Source organism: Micromonospora sp. NPDC005298, assembly GCF_040607375.1.
Taxonomy (GTDB): domain Bacteria; phylum Actinomycetota; class Actinomycetes; order Mycobacteriales; family Micromonosporaceae; genus Micromonospora.
On the sequence record NZ_JBEXGP010000002.1, the window covers coordinates 705,071 to 720,393 of the forward strand.

At 71.9% G+C, this 15,323-nt stretch carries 13 protein-coding genes; 7 read left to right on the top strand and 6 right to left on the bottom strand.

What is annotated here, in order from left to right:
- The first annotated feature begins 82 nt into the window (after positions 1-82).
- The 4 genes from ABZS77_RS08010 (at position 83) to ABZS77_RS08025 (ending at position 2,797) form a co-directional block, all read left to right on the top strand.
- Entirely contained in the window at positions 83-493 is a 411-nt protein-coding gene (locus ABZS77_RS08010) for an MmcQ/YjbR family DNA-binding protein (protein ID WP_354818988.1), read from the top strand.
- 112 nt (positions 494-605) lie between these two features.
- On the top strand, positions 606-1,643 hold the full coding sequence (locus ABZS77_RS08015) for an L-dopachrome tautomerase-related protein (RefSeq protein ID WP_354818991.1): 1,038 nt from the start codon (positions 606-608) through the stop codon (positions 1,641-1,643).
- Positions 1,644-1,681: 38 nt separating this feature from the next.
- Entirely contained in the window at positions 1,682-2,062 is a 381-nt protein-coding gene (locus ABZS77_RS08020) for a VOC family protein (RefSeq protein WP_354818994.1), read from the top strand.
- 39 nt (positions 2,063-2,101) lie between these two features.
- Positions 2,102-2,797 carry an alpha/beta hydrolase gene (locus ABZS77_RS08025; protein WP_354818997.1) on the top strand — a complete coding sequence of 232 codons (696 nt, stop codon included), beginning with the start codon at positions 2,102-2,104 and terminating at the stop codon, positions 2,795-2,797.
- 7 nt (positions 2,798-2,804) lie between these two features.
- Here the strand turns inward: ABZS77_RS08025 and ABZS77_RS08030 are convergent, their stop codons facing one another.
- From ABZS77_RS08030 to ABZS77_RS08040, 3 genes are read right to left on the bottom strand one after another with little or no spacing between them, the layout of a single operon-like run.
- Complete coding sequence (locus ABZS77_RS08030) at positions 2,805-4,064, bottom strand: MFS transporter (protein WP_354819000.1); 1,260 nt, start codon at positions 4,062-4,064, stop codon at positions 2,805-2,807.
- On the bottom strand, positions 4,061-4,657 hold the full coding sequence (locus ABZS77_RS08035; protein ID WP_354819002.1) for a helix-turn-helix domain-containing protein: 597 nt from the start codon (positions 4,655-4,657) through the stop codon (positions 4,061-4,063). Before ABZS77_RS08035 ends, ABZS77_RS08030 begins: the two co-directional genes overlap by 4 nt.
- Before the next feature lie 51 nt (positions 4,658-4,708).
- Entirely contained in the window at positions 4,709-6,274 is a 1,566-nt protein-coding gene (locus ABZS77_RS08040) for an LLM class flavin-dependent oxidoreductase (RefSeq protein WP_354819005.1), read from the bottom strand.
- A gap of 102 nt (positions 6,275-6,376) precedes the next feature.
- Here ABZS77_RS08040 and ABZS77_RS08045 point away from each other — a divergent pair, with 102 nt between their 5' ends.
- A complete protein-coding gene (locus tag ABZS77_RS08045; RefSeq protein ID WP_354819008.1) occupies positions 6,377-6,931 on the top strand; it encodes a MarR family winged helix-turn-helix transcriptional regulator in 555 nt (184 codons plus the stop codon).
- Between the two features lie 90 nt (positions 6,932-7,021).
- On the opposite strand, the gene ABZS77_RS08050 is transcribed toward ABZS77_RS08045, so the two are convergent.
- The 3 genes from ABZS77_RS08050 to ABZS77_RS08060 form a co-directional block, all read right to left on the bottom strand.
- Positions 7,022-8,530, bottom strand: coding sequence for a phosphoesterase (locus ABZS77_RS08050; RefSeq protein ID WP_354819011.1), 1,509 nt, complete (start codon positions 8,528-8,530; stop codon positions 7,022-7,024).
- A 103-nt stretch (positions 8,531-8,633) separates the two neighbouring features.
- On the bottom strand, positions 8,634-10,601 hold the full coding sequence (locus tag ABZS77_RS08055) for a Xaa-Pro dipeptidyl-peptidase (RefSeq protein ID WP_354819014.1): 1,968 nt from the start codon (positions 10,599-10,601) through the stop codon (positions 8,634-8,636).
- Between the two features lie 86 nt (positions 10,602-10,687).
- The gene (locus tag ABZS77_RS08060; protein WP_354819017.1) at positions 10,688-11,290 is read right to left on the bottom strand and encodes a hypothetical protein; all 603 of its coding nucleotides are present in this window, start codon (positions 11,288-11,290) and stop codon (positions 10,688-10,690) included.
- Positions 11,291-11,853: 563 nt separating this feature from the next.
- Here ABZS77_RS08060 and ABZS77_RS08065 point away from each other — a divergent pair.
- Together ABZS77_RS08065 and ABZS77_RS08070 are read left to right on the top strand one after the other, a co-directional pair.
- Entirely contained in the window at positions 11,854-14,094 is a 2,241-nt protein-coding gene (locus tag ABZS77_RS08065; RefSeq protein WP_354819020.1) for a fibronectin type III domain-containing protein, read from the top strand.
- Between the two features lie 31 nt (positions 14,095-14,125).
- A complete protein-coding gene (locus ABZS77_RS08070; RefSeq protein WP_354819023.1) occupies positions 14,126-14,851 on the top strand; it encodes a hypothetical protein in 726 nt (241 codons plus the stop codon).
- The last annotated feature ends 472 nt before the right edge of the window (positions 14,852-15,323 follow it).

The following is a 15,323-nucleotide window of genomic DNA, read 5'->3' on the forward strand; positions in this document are numbered from 1 at the left end:
CCCATAGTGGCGGATCCACCGGGCGCACACCACCGCCGGCGGCCGGTGGACGTGTCGTACCCGGTCGCTAACGTCCCTGCCCGTGAGCGCGCCCGGAGACGTCGAACCCGAGATCCTCGACCGACTGCGTCCGATCTGCGGTGGGTTGCCGGAGACGTACGAGGAGCCGGCCTGGGTGGGCGTGCGTTGGCGGATCCGCGGACGGACCTTCGCCCACGTGCTCACCGTCGACCCGGCCCGGCAGGCGGTGCACGCGCGCGCCGCCGCGCTCGACCGTCCGTCGTGCCTGCTGGTCTTCCGCTCGCCGCTGGACGAGATCGCCGGTCTCCTGGGGTGTGGGTACCCCTTCTACAAGCCGGACTGGGGTCCGAACGTGATGGGCATGGTCCTGTCCGGCGACACCGACTGGGACGAGGTCGGCGAGCTGCTGACCGAGAGCTACTGCGTGCTGGCGCCCAAGCGACTCGCCGCCCTGGTCGACCGCCCGGCGTGAGAGCCGCTGGCGTTTCGCCGGGCTCGGCCCGGGGATACCGCGCCGGTGGTGGCCGGTCTCCTCGGCCACCGACGGGAGCCGAGACGCCGCCGGGCGCGTGGGGAGCGGGCCGATGTCCATGCCTGGCACCGAGCAGGATCCCCGGGTGACGTCGGTGCGCACCGAGGATCGGGTGTGCACGGGGGTGACCACCGTGCGGGGCCGGGTGTTCCTGAGCTACCCGTCGGCGGACGGACCGGGTGTGCAGGTGGCGGAGGCGCTGCCGGACGGTGGTCGCCGGCCGTACCCGGACGCCGCGTGGAACCGGGTGGGCCAGTCGCCGGGCGGCGCGTTCGTCCACGTCAACGGGCTGCGTGCCGGGCCGGACGGCCGGCTGTGGATCGTCGACTCGGGGGCGCCGCGGCTTGGCGGCCGGCAGGTGCCCGGCAGCGCGCGGCTGATCGTGGTGGACGTGGACACCGACCGGGTGCGGCGGATCCTGCCTCTCGACGAGGCGGTACGCCCGGACAGCTACGTCGACGACGTCCGGTTCCACGGCGGCACCGCGTACCTCACCGACGCCGGCGCGCCCGCCCTCATCGTGCTGGACCTCGACTCGGGTCGGTGCCGGCGGGTGTTGGACGGGCATCCGAGCACGGTGGGCGGCCCTCTGGTCGCCGACGGCCGGGCGCTGCGGGATCCGACCGGCGCCGAGGTGCACGTGCACGCCGACCAGCTGGAGGTGTCGCCGGACGGGCGCTGGCTGTACTTCCAACCGGCCTCCGGCGGCATGTCCCGGATCGGCACCCGCTGGCTGGACGATCCCACGGTGTCCGCCGACGAGGTGGCCCGCCGGGTGGAGCCGTGGTGCGACACGCCCAGCACCGGCGGTACGGCGATCGACGCCGACGGCACCATCTACCTCAGCGACGTGGAGCGGCGGCGGGTCCTCGCCCTGGCGCCCGACGGCGACGTCCGCACGCTCGTCGCCGACCCCCGTCTGTCCTGGGTGGACGCGATGTGGCTGGACGCCGACCGGCACCTGTGGATGCCGGCGGCACAGCTGCACCTGACCGCCGGGCTGAACGGTGGGCATTCGGCAGTGGACTATCCGGTCCGGATCTACCGGATGCCGGTCGACGCCGGTCCATCCCCGCTGGACCACGGCTGAGCGGGCGGGGCGGCGCGGTCGTCGATATCCTGCCTCGCATGCATCGAAGCCGTGTGTACGCGTTGCTGATCGACGCGCCGGAGGCGGAGGCGGCCCGGGCGGCGGAGTTCTGGTCGGCCGCCCTGGGTGCGCCCACCCGCACCCATCCTGAGGAGCCGCAGTTCGTGGGCCTGCACGAGGCGCTGCCGGGGCTGGTCACGGCCGTGCAGGCGGTCGACGACGCGCCCCGCTACCACCTCGACATCGAGACCGACGACGTGGCGGCGGAGACCGCCCGGCTGATCGGCCTGGGCGCGACCGAGGTGACGCGGTGGCTGGAGTGCCGCATCCTGCGGGCGCCCGGCGGGCACCTGCTCTGCGTGCTGCCCGTGGAGAGCCCGCCGGAGGTCTTCGAGGCGCAGGCGCGCACCTGGTCCTGAGCCGGCGGGTTGTCACACGACGGCGCTAGGGTCCCGGCCATGGCTGATTTCGTGCTGGTGGCGGGGGCGTGGTTGGGGTCGGCGGCGTGGAGCGAGGTGGTGCCGCCGTTGCGCGCTGCCGGGCACGGGGTCCATCCGCTGACCCTCTCCGGCCTGGCCGACAAGCGGGACATCCCCGCCGGGCAGCAGACCCACGTGCGGGACATCGTGGGTGAGATCGAGCGGCGTGACCTGCGCGACGTGGTGCTCGTCGGGCACAGCTACTCGGGCATCCCGGTGGGGCAGGCCGCCGAGCGGATCGGCGACCGGCTGACCCGGGTGGTCTTCGTCGACGCGGAGGTGCCGGTCGACGGCGGCTCGTTCGCGTCCGGCTGGTGGCAGGGCCAGTCGGTGTTCGAGGCGCTGATCGCCGACAACGGCGGCGTCTGGCCGCCGCCGGCCGCATCCGAGTTCGACGGTCAGGGGCTCACCGCCGACCAGATCGCCCGGCTCCGCGATGGCGCCACACCGCACCCGGGGGCGACGTTGACCGAGCCGGCCGTGCTCGACCGCCCGCTGGGCGAGGTGCCGGCGACGTACGTCAAGTGTCTGCTCGACGGTCCGGAGCCCAACGACACCGTCGCCGGCCTGTTGGCAAGCGAGCACTGGCGGCTAGTCACGATGGACACCGGCCACTGGCCGATGTTCTCCCAGCCGACGGAGCTGGCGCGGGTGCTGCTGGAGGCGGCCGGCTGACCGGCGGTCATCCCGCCGTCGCCTCGTCGAGGCTGGCGATGCGGCGTATCGGCGAGGCGAGCAGCCAGAGCACGGCGAGTGTGCCGCCCAGCCCGGCGACGACCAGGGCCGGCCGCAGCCCGACGGCGGTGCCCAGCGCGCCGCCGACCAGCGCGCCCAGTGGCCGGATGCCGTAGTTGACGGCGCTGTACGCACCGGCCCGGCGGCCGCGGGCGTCGTCGGGTGTGACCGCGGTCAGCAGGGCGTTGAGGTTGATGTCCATCAGCATCACCCCGAAGCTGGAGACCAGCTCGATGGCCGCCAGCATGGCGATCTTCGCCCAGGTGGGGCCGGTGATGAGCGCGGTCAGCGCCAGCGGCGCGGAGAACAGCACCACGCCGATCATCGTGGTGCGGCCCAGCCCGATGGTCCGTGCGATGCGGGGGGTCAGCGCGGCGCCCGCCAGCCCGCCGAGCGCCCCGCAGCCGAGGGCCAGGCCGATGGCACCGGCCGACAGGTCGAGGTCGCGGCTGGCGTACAGCACCAGCAGGGCGGAGGCGATGAAGGTGAAGAAGTTGACGGTGCTGGTGCAGCCGAGCGCGGCGCGCAGCACCGGGTGGCGCAGCACCATCACGAGCCCTTCGCGGACCATGCCGAGGGTGGACGTCCGGCGCGGCGGCGGGGGCGACTCGGTGACCTGGATGCGGCGCAGCAGCAGCGCGGAGGCGAGGAAGGACACCGCGTCGACGACGATCGCCACCGGCGCGCTGAGCGCCTGCACGAGCCCACCGCCGACCGCCGGGCCGGCGATGAACGACAGCGACCGGCTCATGCTGAGCTTGCTGTTCGCGTCCAGGTACGCCGACCGGGGCACCAGGGCGACGAAGAACGCCTGGTGCCCCAGGGCGAACAGCACCGCCCCGACGCCGGTGAGCAGCGCCACCAGGTAGAGCTGGGTGAGGGTGACCGCGCCGAACAGGTACGCCGCCGGCAGGCTGAACAGCACTGCCGCGCGGATCAGGTCCGCGATGATCAGGAGTCGCCGTTTGTGGGTGCGCTGGTCCACCCAGGCGCCGAGGAACAGGCCCAGCAGGTTGGGCAGCCAGATCAGCGCGGTGAGGACGCTCACCTGCATGGGTGTCGCGGCGAGCAGGGAGACCGCGATCAGCGGCAGCGCGAGTTCGCTGATCCGGTCGCCGAACTGCGAGACCGTCTCGCCGATCCAGAAGGTGCGGAACCGGCGGTCGCGGTGCAGGGCCGGCGGGGGCGCGGTGTCGACGGTGGTCATGACGTGGGGGTGTCGTCGACGGATTCGGGCAGCAGGTAGCGCAGCATGCGCACGATCCGCGCACCGTCCGGTGGTGTCTCGTCGTCCTTGCGCCGCACGTACGGGGCGAGCAGCTCCTCGATGGCGCTCTCCAGCTCCCGCAGCTCGTCGGGGGTGGCGACGAACCGGGTGTCGGCGACCCCGGCCAGCCCGCGCCACTCGGCGTCCAGCCGGGGTTCCTCGTGCAGCAGCCACTGTTGCGGCGTGTCCGCGTACCTGGCGAACATCTCGCCGCGCAGCTGCCGGCCGGCGGCCTGCCCCTCGGCGTCGTCGGGCAGGCTGAAGCGGAAGCCCCGGGCGGCTGCCTGCCACCAGCGTTCCCGCTTGCTGGCGGTGCCTTCGGCGTCGGTGACCAGGCCGAAGGTGGCGAGGTGCCGCAGGTGCCAGCTCACCACCGAGGGGGTGGCGCCGACGTGCGGCGAGAGCCCGGTGGCGGTGGCCGGACCGTACCGCTGGAGTCGGTCGAGGATGGCGAGCCGGACCGGATGGGCCAGCGCCCGCAGCGCCTGCGGTTCGGTGATCTCGAAATCCCCGTACGGATTCTTGAGAGACATGTTTCGAAAGTAGTCTCTCAAGTCGTGCGGGGGCAACCCCCTGACGCGGGGTCAGCTCACCCCCAACCGGGCCAACGGCTCGACCAGCTCGCGCTCCTCGTAGCTGAGGTGCGACAGCAGGGTGTCGGTCAGCAGGTTCACCGCGGCGCGCAGCTCGGCCAGGCCGTCCGGCGCTCCGACGTACGCCACCAGGGCGCGATCGACCCCCTCCAGCACGTCGTGGATGACGTGGTGCTCCTGCTCCAGCCGGTCGATGACCGGGCGCAGCCGGGGGTCGGCCCGCCGCAGGCGCGGGAAGAGCGCCTGATCCTCGATCGTGTGGTGGGTGGTGACGATGCGGCAGTACGACTCGCAGTACGCGCCGAGCGTCCACCGGTTCTGCCGCATGGTCATGGTGTTGATGTGGGATCGGGCGGTGCCGGCGTCGATCTCACCGGCCGCGACCTGCTCGATGAGATCGTGGATCTGGGCCAACTCGCCCCGCAGCCCGTCGTGCACCTGCACCAGGTGCTGGCCGTTCGCCTGCTCGTGGGCGGTGTAGGTGCGCGTCGGATCGGGTGCCGGTCCGGTCGGACGTGCCGACTCGTCCCACACCTGGCGGTCACTGAGCCGCCGTCCGTCGTCGGGGGTCGGCACCACGGCGAACGCGCCGGCGGTCACCCTCGCCCGGGTCGTGGGCGCGGCGGGCGCGACGGCCACCGGTGGCACCGCGGCCGGCGCGGCGCCCCGCTCGCGCTCGGCGGCCACCAGCTCGCGGACGGCGGGCGCCACCTCGCCGGCGAACCGGCGCAGGTCGTCGGGGTCGTCGCTGGCGAGGATGAACGTGCCGATGCCGTCGCCCAACGCCAGCTCGGCCAACTCGCGCGCCCACTGCTCGGTGGGGCCGTTCAGCTGGCCGCGTCCGACAGTCGAGAACGTGCCGGAGATGTTGAGCAGCCGGCGCACGTCCCGGGGCGAGCGGCCGGCCGACCGCGCGGCGTCGTCGATGATGGCGTTGCCCCTGGCGAGGTCACCGTCCTGGAGGTAGCCCAGGCTGGGCAGCCACCCGTCGGCCCGGCGACCGGTGAGCGCCAGCATGCGCGGCTTGTACGCGCCCAGCCAGATCGGCACCGCGTGGGCGGGGGCCGGGCCGCGCTTGGCGCCGACCACCCGGTGGAACTCACCGTCGACGCGGACGCCGCCGCGCGCCTCGGCGTCCCAGATCTGCCGGATGACCTCGATGGCCTCCTCCAGCGCGCGGACGCCCTCCCCGGCGGTCAGCCGTCGGCCGCCCATGGCCTCGATGGCGTCCCAGAACGCGCCCGCCCCCAGGCCCAGGGCGACCCGGCCGCCGGTGAGCAGGTCCAGGCTGGCGACGGCGCGGGCGAGCACCGCCGGTGGGCGCAGTGGCAGGTTCGTGACGTTCGCCGACAGGTGCACCCGGTTGGTGCGGGCCGCCACGAAGCTCAGCAGTGTCCAGGTGTCGAGGAAACGGGGCTGGTACGGGTGGTCCTGGAAGGTCACCAGGTCGAGCCCGACCTGCTCGGCCAGGACGGCGAGACCGACGGTGCGGTCCGGGTCGTCGTTGCCGGGCGTGGTGAAGGAGCCGAAGACCAGGTCGTGGCCGTAGTCGCTCATCTGCGAGCCTCCCGCTCCGCGCAATACGTCATGCGCTCGATCTTATGTCAGACAGAACATCTGCTGCCAACAAGGTATGCCGTGCTGCGCTATTGTCGTCACATGACGGGTGTCACCGACCGGCCGGACCGGCCCGATCCGCTCGACGACGACCTGGGCTGGATGCTCGGGATCGTCTTCCGGGGCCACGTCAGGGCCGCCGAGCACGCCCTGGCCGACTTCCCCGGCGGTCCACGCGGCTACCAGGTGCTCACCGCCGCGGTCAACGGCCCCACCCGCAACCAGGGCGCGATCGCCGAGGAACTCGGCCTCGACCGCACGGTGCTCACGTACCTGATCGACGATCTGGAACGCCCCGGGTTCGTCGCCCGGCGGGCGGACCCGGCCGACCGGCGCAGCCGGCTGGTGGACGTCACCGACCTCGGCCGGGACGCCTGGGAGCAGCGGCGGAAGGCACTGCGACAGGTCGAGTCCCACCTGCTGGGGGCGCTCACCCCGGCCGAGTCGGCGACGCTGCGGGCCCTGTTGCAACGGGTCGCCTGCTCGACCCAGGCGACCGACCCGCTACGGGACCTCTGCGAGGTGGTCGCGCAGGTGCGGCCCGAGCCGGACACGACCGGCAGGCGCGGGACCGGGCGTCGCCCCGGCGCCGCCTGATCGCGGCGGAGGCGGACACGGTACGGGCCCGCCGGCGCCGCCCGACCTGGTACGTCGAGAGGCCCCGGCGGACCCGCTGTGCCCGCCCGGTCAGCGCACGTGCACGAACACCGGGTTCGAGTAGAACCACAGGTCGTCCCACGGGCTCTCCAGCCCGTCGGCGAGCGGCTCGGCCTCGTCCGTGCTGGTGCCGCGCACCCGCGCGTACGTGTCGGCCTCGACGCCGCGCAGGGTGTGCCGGATGACGTACTCGTCGCCCTGTCGACGCCAGTCGCGCGGGCCGAACCGGGCCACCACGCTCGTGGTGGGGTTGGTGTCGGCGTCCAGGTTGGCGCTCGGGCCGGTGATCTGACCGACGATCAGGTCGACCCGGCGGACCTCGGGGCGGTCCCCGTTGGCGTTCACGCCGCCCAGCGGACGGAACCGGATCTCGATCTCCACGTCGGTCCGGCTGCGGCGGCTCAGGGTGATCGTCTCGCCCACCTCGGCCGTCCTCCCCTGCGACCTGGCGGTCACGTCGAGGCCGCGGACCAGGTCACCGGTGGTCACCCAGATCCGGCCGTTGCGCAGGCCGTCCATGATGTCGCCGTAGTCCTGGCGGGCGTGCACGTAGGTCTTGCTGTACTCCCCCGGCCAGAAGTCCGAACCGCCGCGCGTCCAGTGCACGTGCGAGTCGGAGGTCGCGGTGATCCACCAGCGCCGGCCCTCGCCCAGCAGCGAGTCCCACAGCCCGCCGACCCGCGCGGTCATCTGGTCGAAGCCACCGTAGGTGGGGTGGTTGCCGTACCCGCCGCGCCTGCCGCCGTTGAGCGGACCCGCCTGGTGCCCGGGCGCCCCCTCGAAGCCGATGTAGACGTCCGGCGCGGCGTTGTTGCCGTTGCGGAACTCGCGAGGCGTGTCCTGGCCGTAGACGCCCAGGCCGGGCGCGGAGCGGGACGCGTGGTGAGCGATCACCAGCGGCTTGTGCGGCATGCCCCGGGCGACCTTGAGGAACTCCACCATCCTCGCCTCGGTGTCGCGGGCCGGGTCGGTGGGGAACGCGTCGTACTTGGCGAACCGGCTCTCCAACTCGAAGAGCTGCTTCGCCTCGTCGTCGTGACGCGGGATCATCAGCGTGTGGTGGTCGAGCGACGGCGCGTCGAACTCCATGCCCCAGAACTGGAGCACCTCGGGGACCAGCTTGCGTGAGCGCAGCAGGTCGGGGTATGCCTGCTCGATGTTCACCTTGGAGTGCGTCGGCCCACCGTGGTCGGTGCACATCGCCCAGGTCAGGCCGAAGTTCTTGGCCATGATGGCGTTGGTGACGATCGGGTAGACGGCGTCGGCCCCCTTGTGGAAGACGATCGGGCTCTTCGTCGTGTCGAACTCGCCGCTGTACTCGGAGTGGACGTGGTGGTCGCCCGCACGCCACGCCCGGTTCTTCGTGCCGCCCCGGTCGCCCCGGTCGTCGCCGGGCCGGCGCTCCTCGTCCGCCCACGCCGCGCCGGAGCCCACCAGAGGGCTGGCCGCGGCGAGCGTGGCGCCGACGCCCGCGTACTTGACCAGCTTGCGCCGCGACAGCTGTGCGTTTTCGGCCTGTTCGGATTGCTTGTCTCTCACGTGAGAGCCTCTCCTCGATCAAGCGGATGCTCTTTCGATCAAGAAGCCTCGGAGAACGCGGTGAACGGGCGTTGTACGTGGCACGGGGTCACGATGAACTGATTCAGGGCACCTGCCGGGTGTCCGGTGCCGTCCGCGCCGACGACGGCCCGGCCGGCGCGGTGACCACCGACGGCGCGACGGTGACGCCGGGCAGCACGGCCCGGCCGGTGACCGGAAGGACCAGTTCGCTGCGGCCCAGGTCGACCCGGACGGTGGCGTCCCGGTCGTCGGTCTCGGTGAAGTCCGGGTCGCTCTGCCCGAGCACCAAGCCGAGCACGTGCCCGGCCGGCACCACCGCGTCGTACGCGTTCAACGGCACCGTCACCGTGTACCACCGGTCCGGCCGCAGCGGGGTGCGGAACCGCAGCGAGCGGTGGTGCGCGGCGTCGAGCCATCCCCGGGTCAGCACGGCGTGGTCGGTGACCGCGGTGATCTCCTCGGTGTCCCGGTAGCAGGCGTCGTCGACGGCCGTCGACGCTCCCCAGCAGGACTCGGTGGCCAGCGTCCGCACACCCTCGGAACTGTCGTAGCGGATCCGCTCGGCGGTGCCGTAGTCGACGAGCCGGGCGGTCAGCTCGGTGGTCGGGCGGTCCACCCGGATCCGCAGCCGCACCGACGGGCTGCCGGAGATCCGCAGGGGCGCGGTGAGCGCGCCGGAGAGGAACACCAGCCGGCCGGAGGCTGCCGTGTTCGGCTCGGTCACCAGGGCGTCCTCGGACAGCGACTCGTCGACGTACTCCCGTTCCCGGCCCGGCCGTGCGCCGCGCCCGCCGAGCGTCCCGGTCACGCCGTCGCCGGCGCCGAGGGCGACCCGCACGTCCCGGGTGCCGGGGGCGGGCCAGTCCCGCTGGGTCGTCCAGGTGCCCGGGGCGGTCTCCAGGTCGACCCGGGGCTCGTCCATCACGCCGTTGCGCAGCCCCTGCAACCAGTAGTCGAACCAGCGGTGCAGGGTGTCCACCCACGCGCCGCGCCGGACGTCGAACGGGTCCTCGTGGCCGGCCTGGTAGAGCCAGAGCTTGCGGGGCACACCCTGCTCGGCGAGTTCCTGCCACCAGCGGGCGAACTGGGTCGTCGTGACGTTCAGGTCGTTGACACCGTGCGCCACGAACACGCTGGCCCGGACCCGCCCGGCCGAGGGCCGGTAGTCGCGTTGCGCCCAGAACGCGTTGCGGTCGCCGGTCTCCTCCGCGCTGTCGCTACGCAGTCGGGCCAGGACGTCGGCGCACGCCTCTTCGCCGCGCCCGTTGACGTACGAGTGCAGGTAGCCGGGGTAGTCGGCGGCGCGCAGGACCCCGTTGTAGCGCATGTAGTCGTACCAGCTGGAGATCGCCGAGATGGGCACGATCGTGGCCAGCCCCGGCACGCCGGTGGCGGCGGCCCCGTTGGCGACCGAGCCGTCCCACGACTTGCCGATCATGCCGACCCGCCCGGTGCTCCAGCCGGCGCCGACCGGCCGCCCGTCGGCGTCGTACGCGCGGGCCCGCCCGTTGAGCCAGTCCACCACAGCCGTAGCGCTGCCCACCTCGGCCGGGCCGCCGACGTCCTGGCAGCCGGTGGAGCGGGCGGTGCCGGCGAGGTCGACGGCGACGAACGCGTACCCGCGCGGGACGAAGTAGTTGTCGTAGAACAGCGGCGCCTTGGCGATCACGCCGGCCGCGTCGTACGTCTTGCGTTCGCTCTCGTTGCCCCGGCCGCAGCAGAGGTAGTAGGGCGACGCGTCCATGATGACCGGCACGCGGACCCCGGCGGCGGCTGCCTCGCGGGGTCGGACGACGTCCACGGCCACCCGGTCCCGTACGCCGTCGCCGTCGCTGTCGGCCCGGGTCTCGACCCAGACGCTCTCCCGGACGGCGTCGGCGTAGGAGTAGACGGGGACCGTCGCGGTGCCGACCACGTGCGGCGGGGACGGTCGGTGCCGGGTGGTCGGGTCGGCGGTCGCGGGAGCGGCGGTGGGAGCGGCGTACAGGGCCGCGACCAGCAGGCCGGCCAGGATGGTGGCGATCCGGGCGCGGGTACGTGCGGTCGACATCGATGTCCTCCCGGGGAACGACGCGTGTATGACATTCCACCGCATCGATGTCTCTCCTGCCTAGTGCCCACCGCGGCGCGTCGCGGTCAGATCCGGGCGCGGGGCAGCCAGCCCAGGAATCGGTGCCGCGCTCGGGGCAGCGGCAGCGACGGCAGATCCTGGGTGGCGGCGACGAGGCAGGAGCCGAGGTAGACGGCGAGGGACGCGCGCGCCCCGCCGAACTCGGCGAGCAACTGGCTCTGCTTTGTCGCGCACGGCCACTCCCGACCGCATCCCGTGCAGGTCCACGTCGGAGGGTTGGGCAGGTGCTCGGGCAGCCTCTTACGCCGGTAGCGACCCACGACGCTGTTGTCCACGCGCACGTCCCGTCGCCGAGGCTCGGGGCCGGCGTTGCGGCGCGCGGACGGCCGGGGGGCGGGCAGGTAACGCCGGACGGTGCCCAGCAGGACTCCGACGCGGATCAGAGCGTCCGGTCCCACCTGGTGGGCCAGCAACGCGGTGAGCAGGTAGTGCCCCAGCAGGTCGAGGGAGTCACGGTTGAGCCGCAGGTCGCGGCAGAGGTCCACGAACTCTGGGGTGGTCAGTGGCACCCGGTCGTCCAGGGCGCGGCGAAGCACCTCACGCAGCCCGGCCCCCAGGTTCGCCATCGCGTCGCCCTCGCCCAGTCCCAGGCTGTCCTCGTTCACCACCCGCGCCAGCGCCTCGGCAACCGCAAGTCGGACGACACGGTCTGGATCATGAATGTCCAACGTCTACCCCCATCCGTTGGCCGGATTCCCGGCAGCGTTCCCGGACTCCGGCGCGTCCGGTAGGTCATGCACAAGATGTCGCTGCGGGGGGCGGGGCGACTAGGGCAGCAGGCGCAGGATCGCGCGGCACGATAGCCGGAAAGCGAAGTGGGTCCGTCAACGGGCCACGCCGCGCCAAGTCCAAGCCCTTCCGCCCGCGTCCACCGGCAACGTATCCGCTGCGCCACGCCCGGTCCGATCCCCTGCCCCTGCCCCTGCCCCTGCCCCTGAACTGTCACTCAACTGTCAGGTCTGCGGCCTAGCCCGGATCGTAATCGCGCTGCTACAACTAGCCTCAAAATCCAAACATGCAAGCGTGTCGATCGGGGGCAAGGCACATGCGGCAACGAAGGCAGGGCCGGACCTGGCTGGTTAACAGCGTCGTCATCTCCGTCGTACTGGCCGGCGCCGTGGCGGTGAGGCCGCCGGACGCGAAGGCCGAACTACCGTCGGACAATCCATGCGTGCTCGCGCCGGAGGACGTCAACCACGCCTCCATCCGGCTCGACGGGCCACCGAACGGCACGCGGCTGCCCGTGGACGAGAACGGGAAAATAGCGCTCAGCGGCGCGCTGCACAAGGAGGCGTCCATGGTGGATGTCTCAATCGAGTCCCTGACGACCGCGCAGTTCACCTTCGGTCCGCCGCCGGAGGGCGTGACCAACTGGGCGGCGTCGTGGACCACGACCGTGCGCCCGCCGCACCTGGGCTCGAGCCAGGTGTGCGTCCGGGCCGAGCGGGAGCCGCGCCGGTACGCGAAGATTCTGCGTACGGTCACCGTGGTCGACCTGATCCCGCCGAGCGCGGTGCCCGGCCTGGCGGTCACGGCCCGCACGTCGAACTCGGCCAAGGTGACCTGGGGCGCGGCCACCGACAACTACGGTCTCGCCGGGTACGAGGTCACTGTCGACGGCGGGAGTCCCGTCCGGACCCTGGTCGGCGCCCGCTCGTACTCCATCACCGGCCTGTCGCCGTCCACCGACCACAGCGTCTCCGTGGTGGCCATCGACCTGGCCGGGAACAGGTCGACGACGCCCGCCACGGTGTCGTTCACGACCCTCGCGCCTCCGCCGCCACCGGACACGGCCACCGGCCTGTCTATCGACGCGCAGGACGGCTACGCCACCGTCAGCTGGCATCCCGACCCTGCCACGGACGTGACGTACAAGGCGTTCCTCGACTCCGCGCCCTGGGCCGAGTTCCCCCTGGCCCGGTACTGCCAGGATGCCAACGGCAACCCGGCCAGTCCGTGCACCGCGCAGAGCGTGGTCAAGTACGAGATCAACGACCTCGCCGAGGGCGACCCGTACGCGCTTCGGATAGAGGCGTTCGGCGCCGACGGGACGTTGTCGCGGGAGCTGTCAGGCACGTTCACGACCCTGACCAACCCGCCGCTGGTCCCGGAGGCGACCGTTGCGCTGATCGGCAGTGAGAGCTCGCAGTGCGCCGCAAGAGGCGGCAGCGTCTACGTCTCGCCGAGCCAGCGAGGTCGGGTGCCGATACCGGCCGGCAGCACCGAACTGTTCACCGGTTGCTATCTCGTGCCGGACCACAGCTGCATCGACAAATACCTGCCGGTCTCAGGAGACAAGAAGGTCGACTGCTCCGACGACGTGACCAGACTGGTGTTCTCGGTGGCCCCCGCGGGCCACGGACCGGTCATCTCGTCGATGGACGGCATCGGCGCGTCGACGACGCCTCTCGCGGTCGATCCCACGGATCTGCTGGTGGAGACGGTCACCTGGTGTCACGAGGACCTTCTCTGCACGGTGGTCATCGAGGGGGCGGTGGAGGTGGCGGCGATGTCCGCGGCGTCAGCATCGGCCGCGGCCGGCATCTCCTGGCTTCTCGTGATCGGCGGGGGTCTCCTGCTCGGCATCACCCTGCTCGCCCTCTACGAGATTCTCTTTCCCAGCCCGATCGGCATCGCGGGTCTGATCGAGTACCCGATCCACCCCGACACCGACTTCGACACCTTCGACAACTGGGGCCTCAGCAAGGGCCGGTGGATCAACAGCCTCAAGACGTACGCCCAGGTGATCAAGACCACGAAGCTGTTGGCCGGTCAGAAGAACCTCCCGTTCGCCTGGGACAACAAGAACGACCATGACCTCAAGACGGCCATCGACCTGGCCTGCGGCGCCGTGGCCGGGAGGCCGCCCAACGTCGGGAACGTGTGCCCCGAGAACCTGGTCGTGTACGTGCCCGGCGGCAAGAACTACAAGGGCCGTGGCATGAAGGAGACCGGTACGCACATCGCGGACGCCCTGGGCAACGGAATCCCGAACCCCTCGACGCGCTCCGCGTGGTTCTACCCCGCCTACAGCAAGAACGGCGCGGCCGCCACGGGCAAGGGCTTCCCGCACACCTGGTACGACCTGGCACGCTTCAGGCCGAACGCCTGTGACACGGGCGTGGTGGGCGACGGGTTGACGTGCGACGAGTTCCCGTTCTTCAGCACGAACCAGGCGGTCAACCTCACACTTCCCGACGAGTCGCTGGTGGCGAGCGTGAAACTGGTGCCGGGTGCCGAAGGGCCTGCGCAGGGAAGCGACCTCGCCAGGTTCTATGATCAGTGCCTGGACAACACAAGCGGCAAGCGCTTCGTCGTGCTCCCGGTGAAATCATGGGTCGAGGCGGAAGGACCAAGCTTCGGCTTCGAGGTGAATCAGGGCGGCACCAGCCTGTGCCTGCCACCCACGTGACGACGTTGGGAAACCACTGATGCTCGATGAGATGCGCGTCCTGCGTGATGCCGCCCTGGCGTACCGGACGGCGGTCACGGCCGCCGGTCTGGTCTGGCCGGAGCGGACCGCCACGCAGGGCGCGCAGGCTCCCGACCTGGATCTGGTCCACCGCCTGTTCGACGTCGACCACGTCCCCGAACAGCTGACCTGGCTGGCATCTGAGGGGTGGGATCCCCAACAGCCCGGCCCCGAAGCCGGCTGGCTCCTCCGGTGGCCGACCGACGTCACTGCGGGCGAATCGCTCGACCTGCTCTCCTTCGCGGTGGGCACGCCGTTCCACTGGCGGCACCAGATCCCGCTGTTCCGCTTCGCCCGCCTTGTGTTCACGTTTGTGGTCGAAGGCGATCACGAGGGCGAGATCTGGCGTTACCTGATCAGCCCGGACCTGTACGACCCGGTCCGTGCCGCTCCCAGCCTCGCCGCCCTGGTCACCGAGTGGACCAAGGGCATCGCCAGCGGCGTCGTCTACCACCGCGAGCTGGACAAGCGGCTCAGGGTCGGCGAGCCCAGCGAAACCGCCCAGCCCTTCGAGGTGCTACGGCAGCGAGCCCCCGAGCTCGATCCCCTGGCGTTCCCGATCGACATACCCGCCCCGACGATGCGGGAACGACAGCGCGAATGCGGTGTCGACCTGGACTGCGTCGATCGCGGTCCCGAATGCCAGCAGGAACTGGAGGACGACGTCGACGCCGTCCGCGCATCCCTCGGCCTGTAGTCACGAGGCCTGAGCGCAGTGCCGGTGTCGGCCGTCGATCCCGGCCCGTCCGCTCCCGCATCCCCGAAGCGGACGGCGTGCGCGGGTTGCTGACTGTCCACGCTGCCCGCACCGGCTGGTGACCTGCCCGTCACCGGTGGCCCCAGCCGAGCCGCGATCCTCGACCCGCTCCGGGTCCGCCATCACCGCACCACCTCGTGTCGAGGGAAGCGGGTACGCCCCCAACGCCGGCAGCGCCGGACTCACGAGCGGTGCGAAGACGCAGCCGCGGTGCCGCCGGTTGCCGTAGGGTGAAATTCCCATCGACGGATATACGAACGTCTGGGATTCCTTAAAGTTCACATCCGATCCGACAGCTCTCGACCGCCGCCGCCGCCGGTCAGCACCAGGGCTGCGCACCACCGTCCCGTGCGCCCCGACACGTCCCGACAACACCGCCGGGTCTGACCCACCATCCGGCGGGATCCTCACC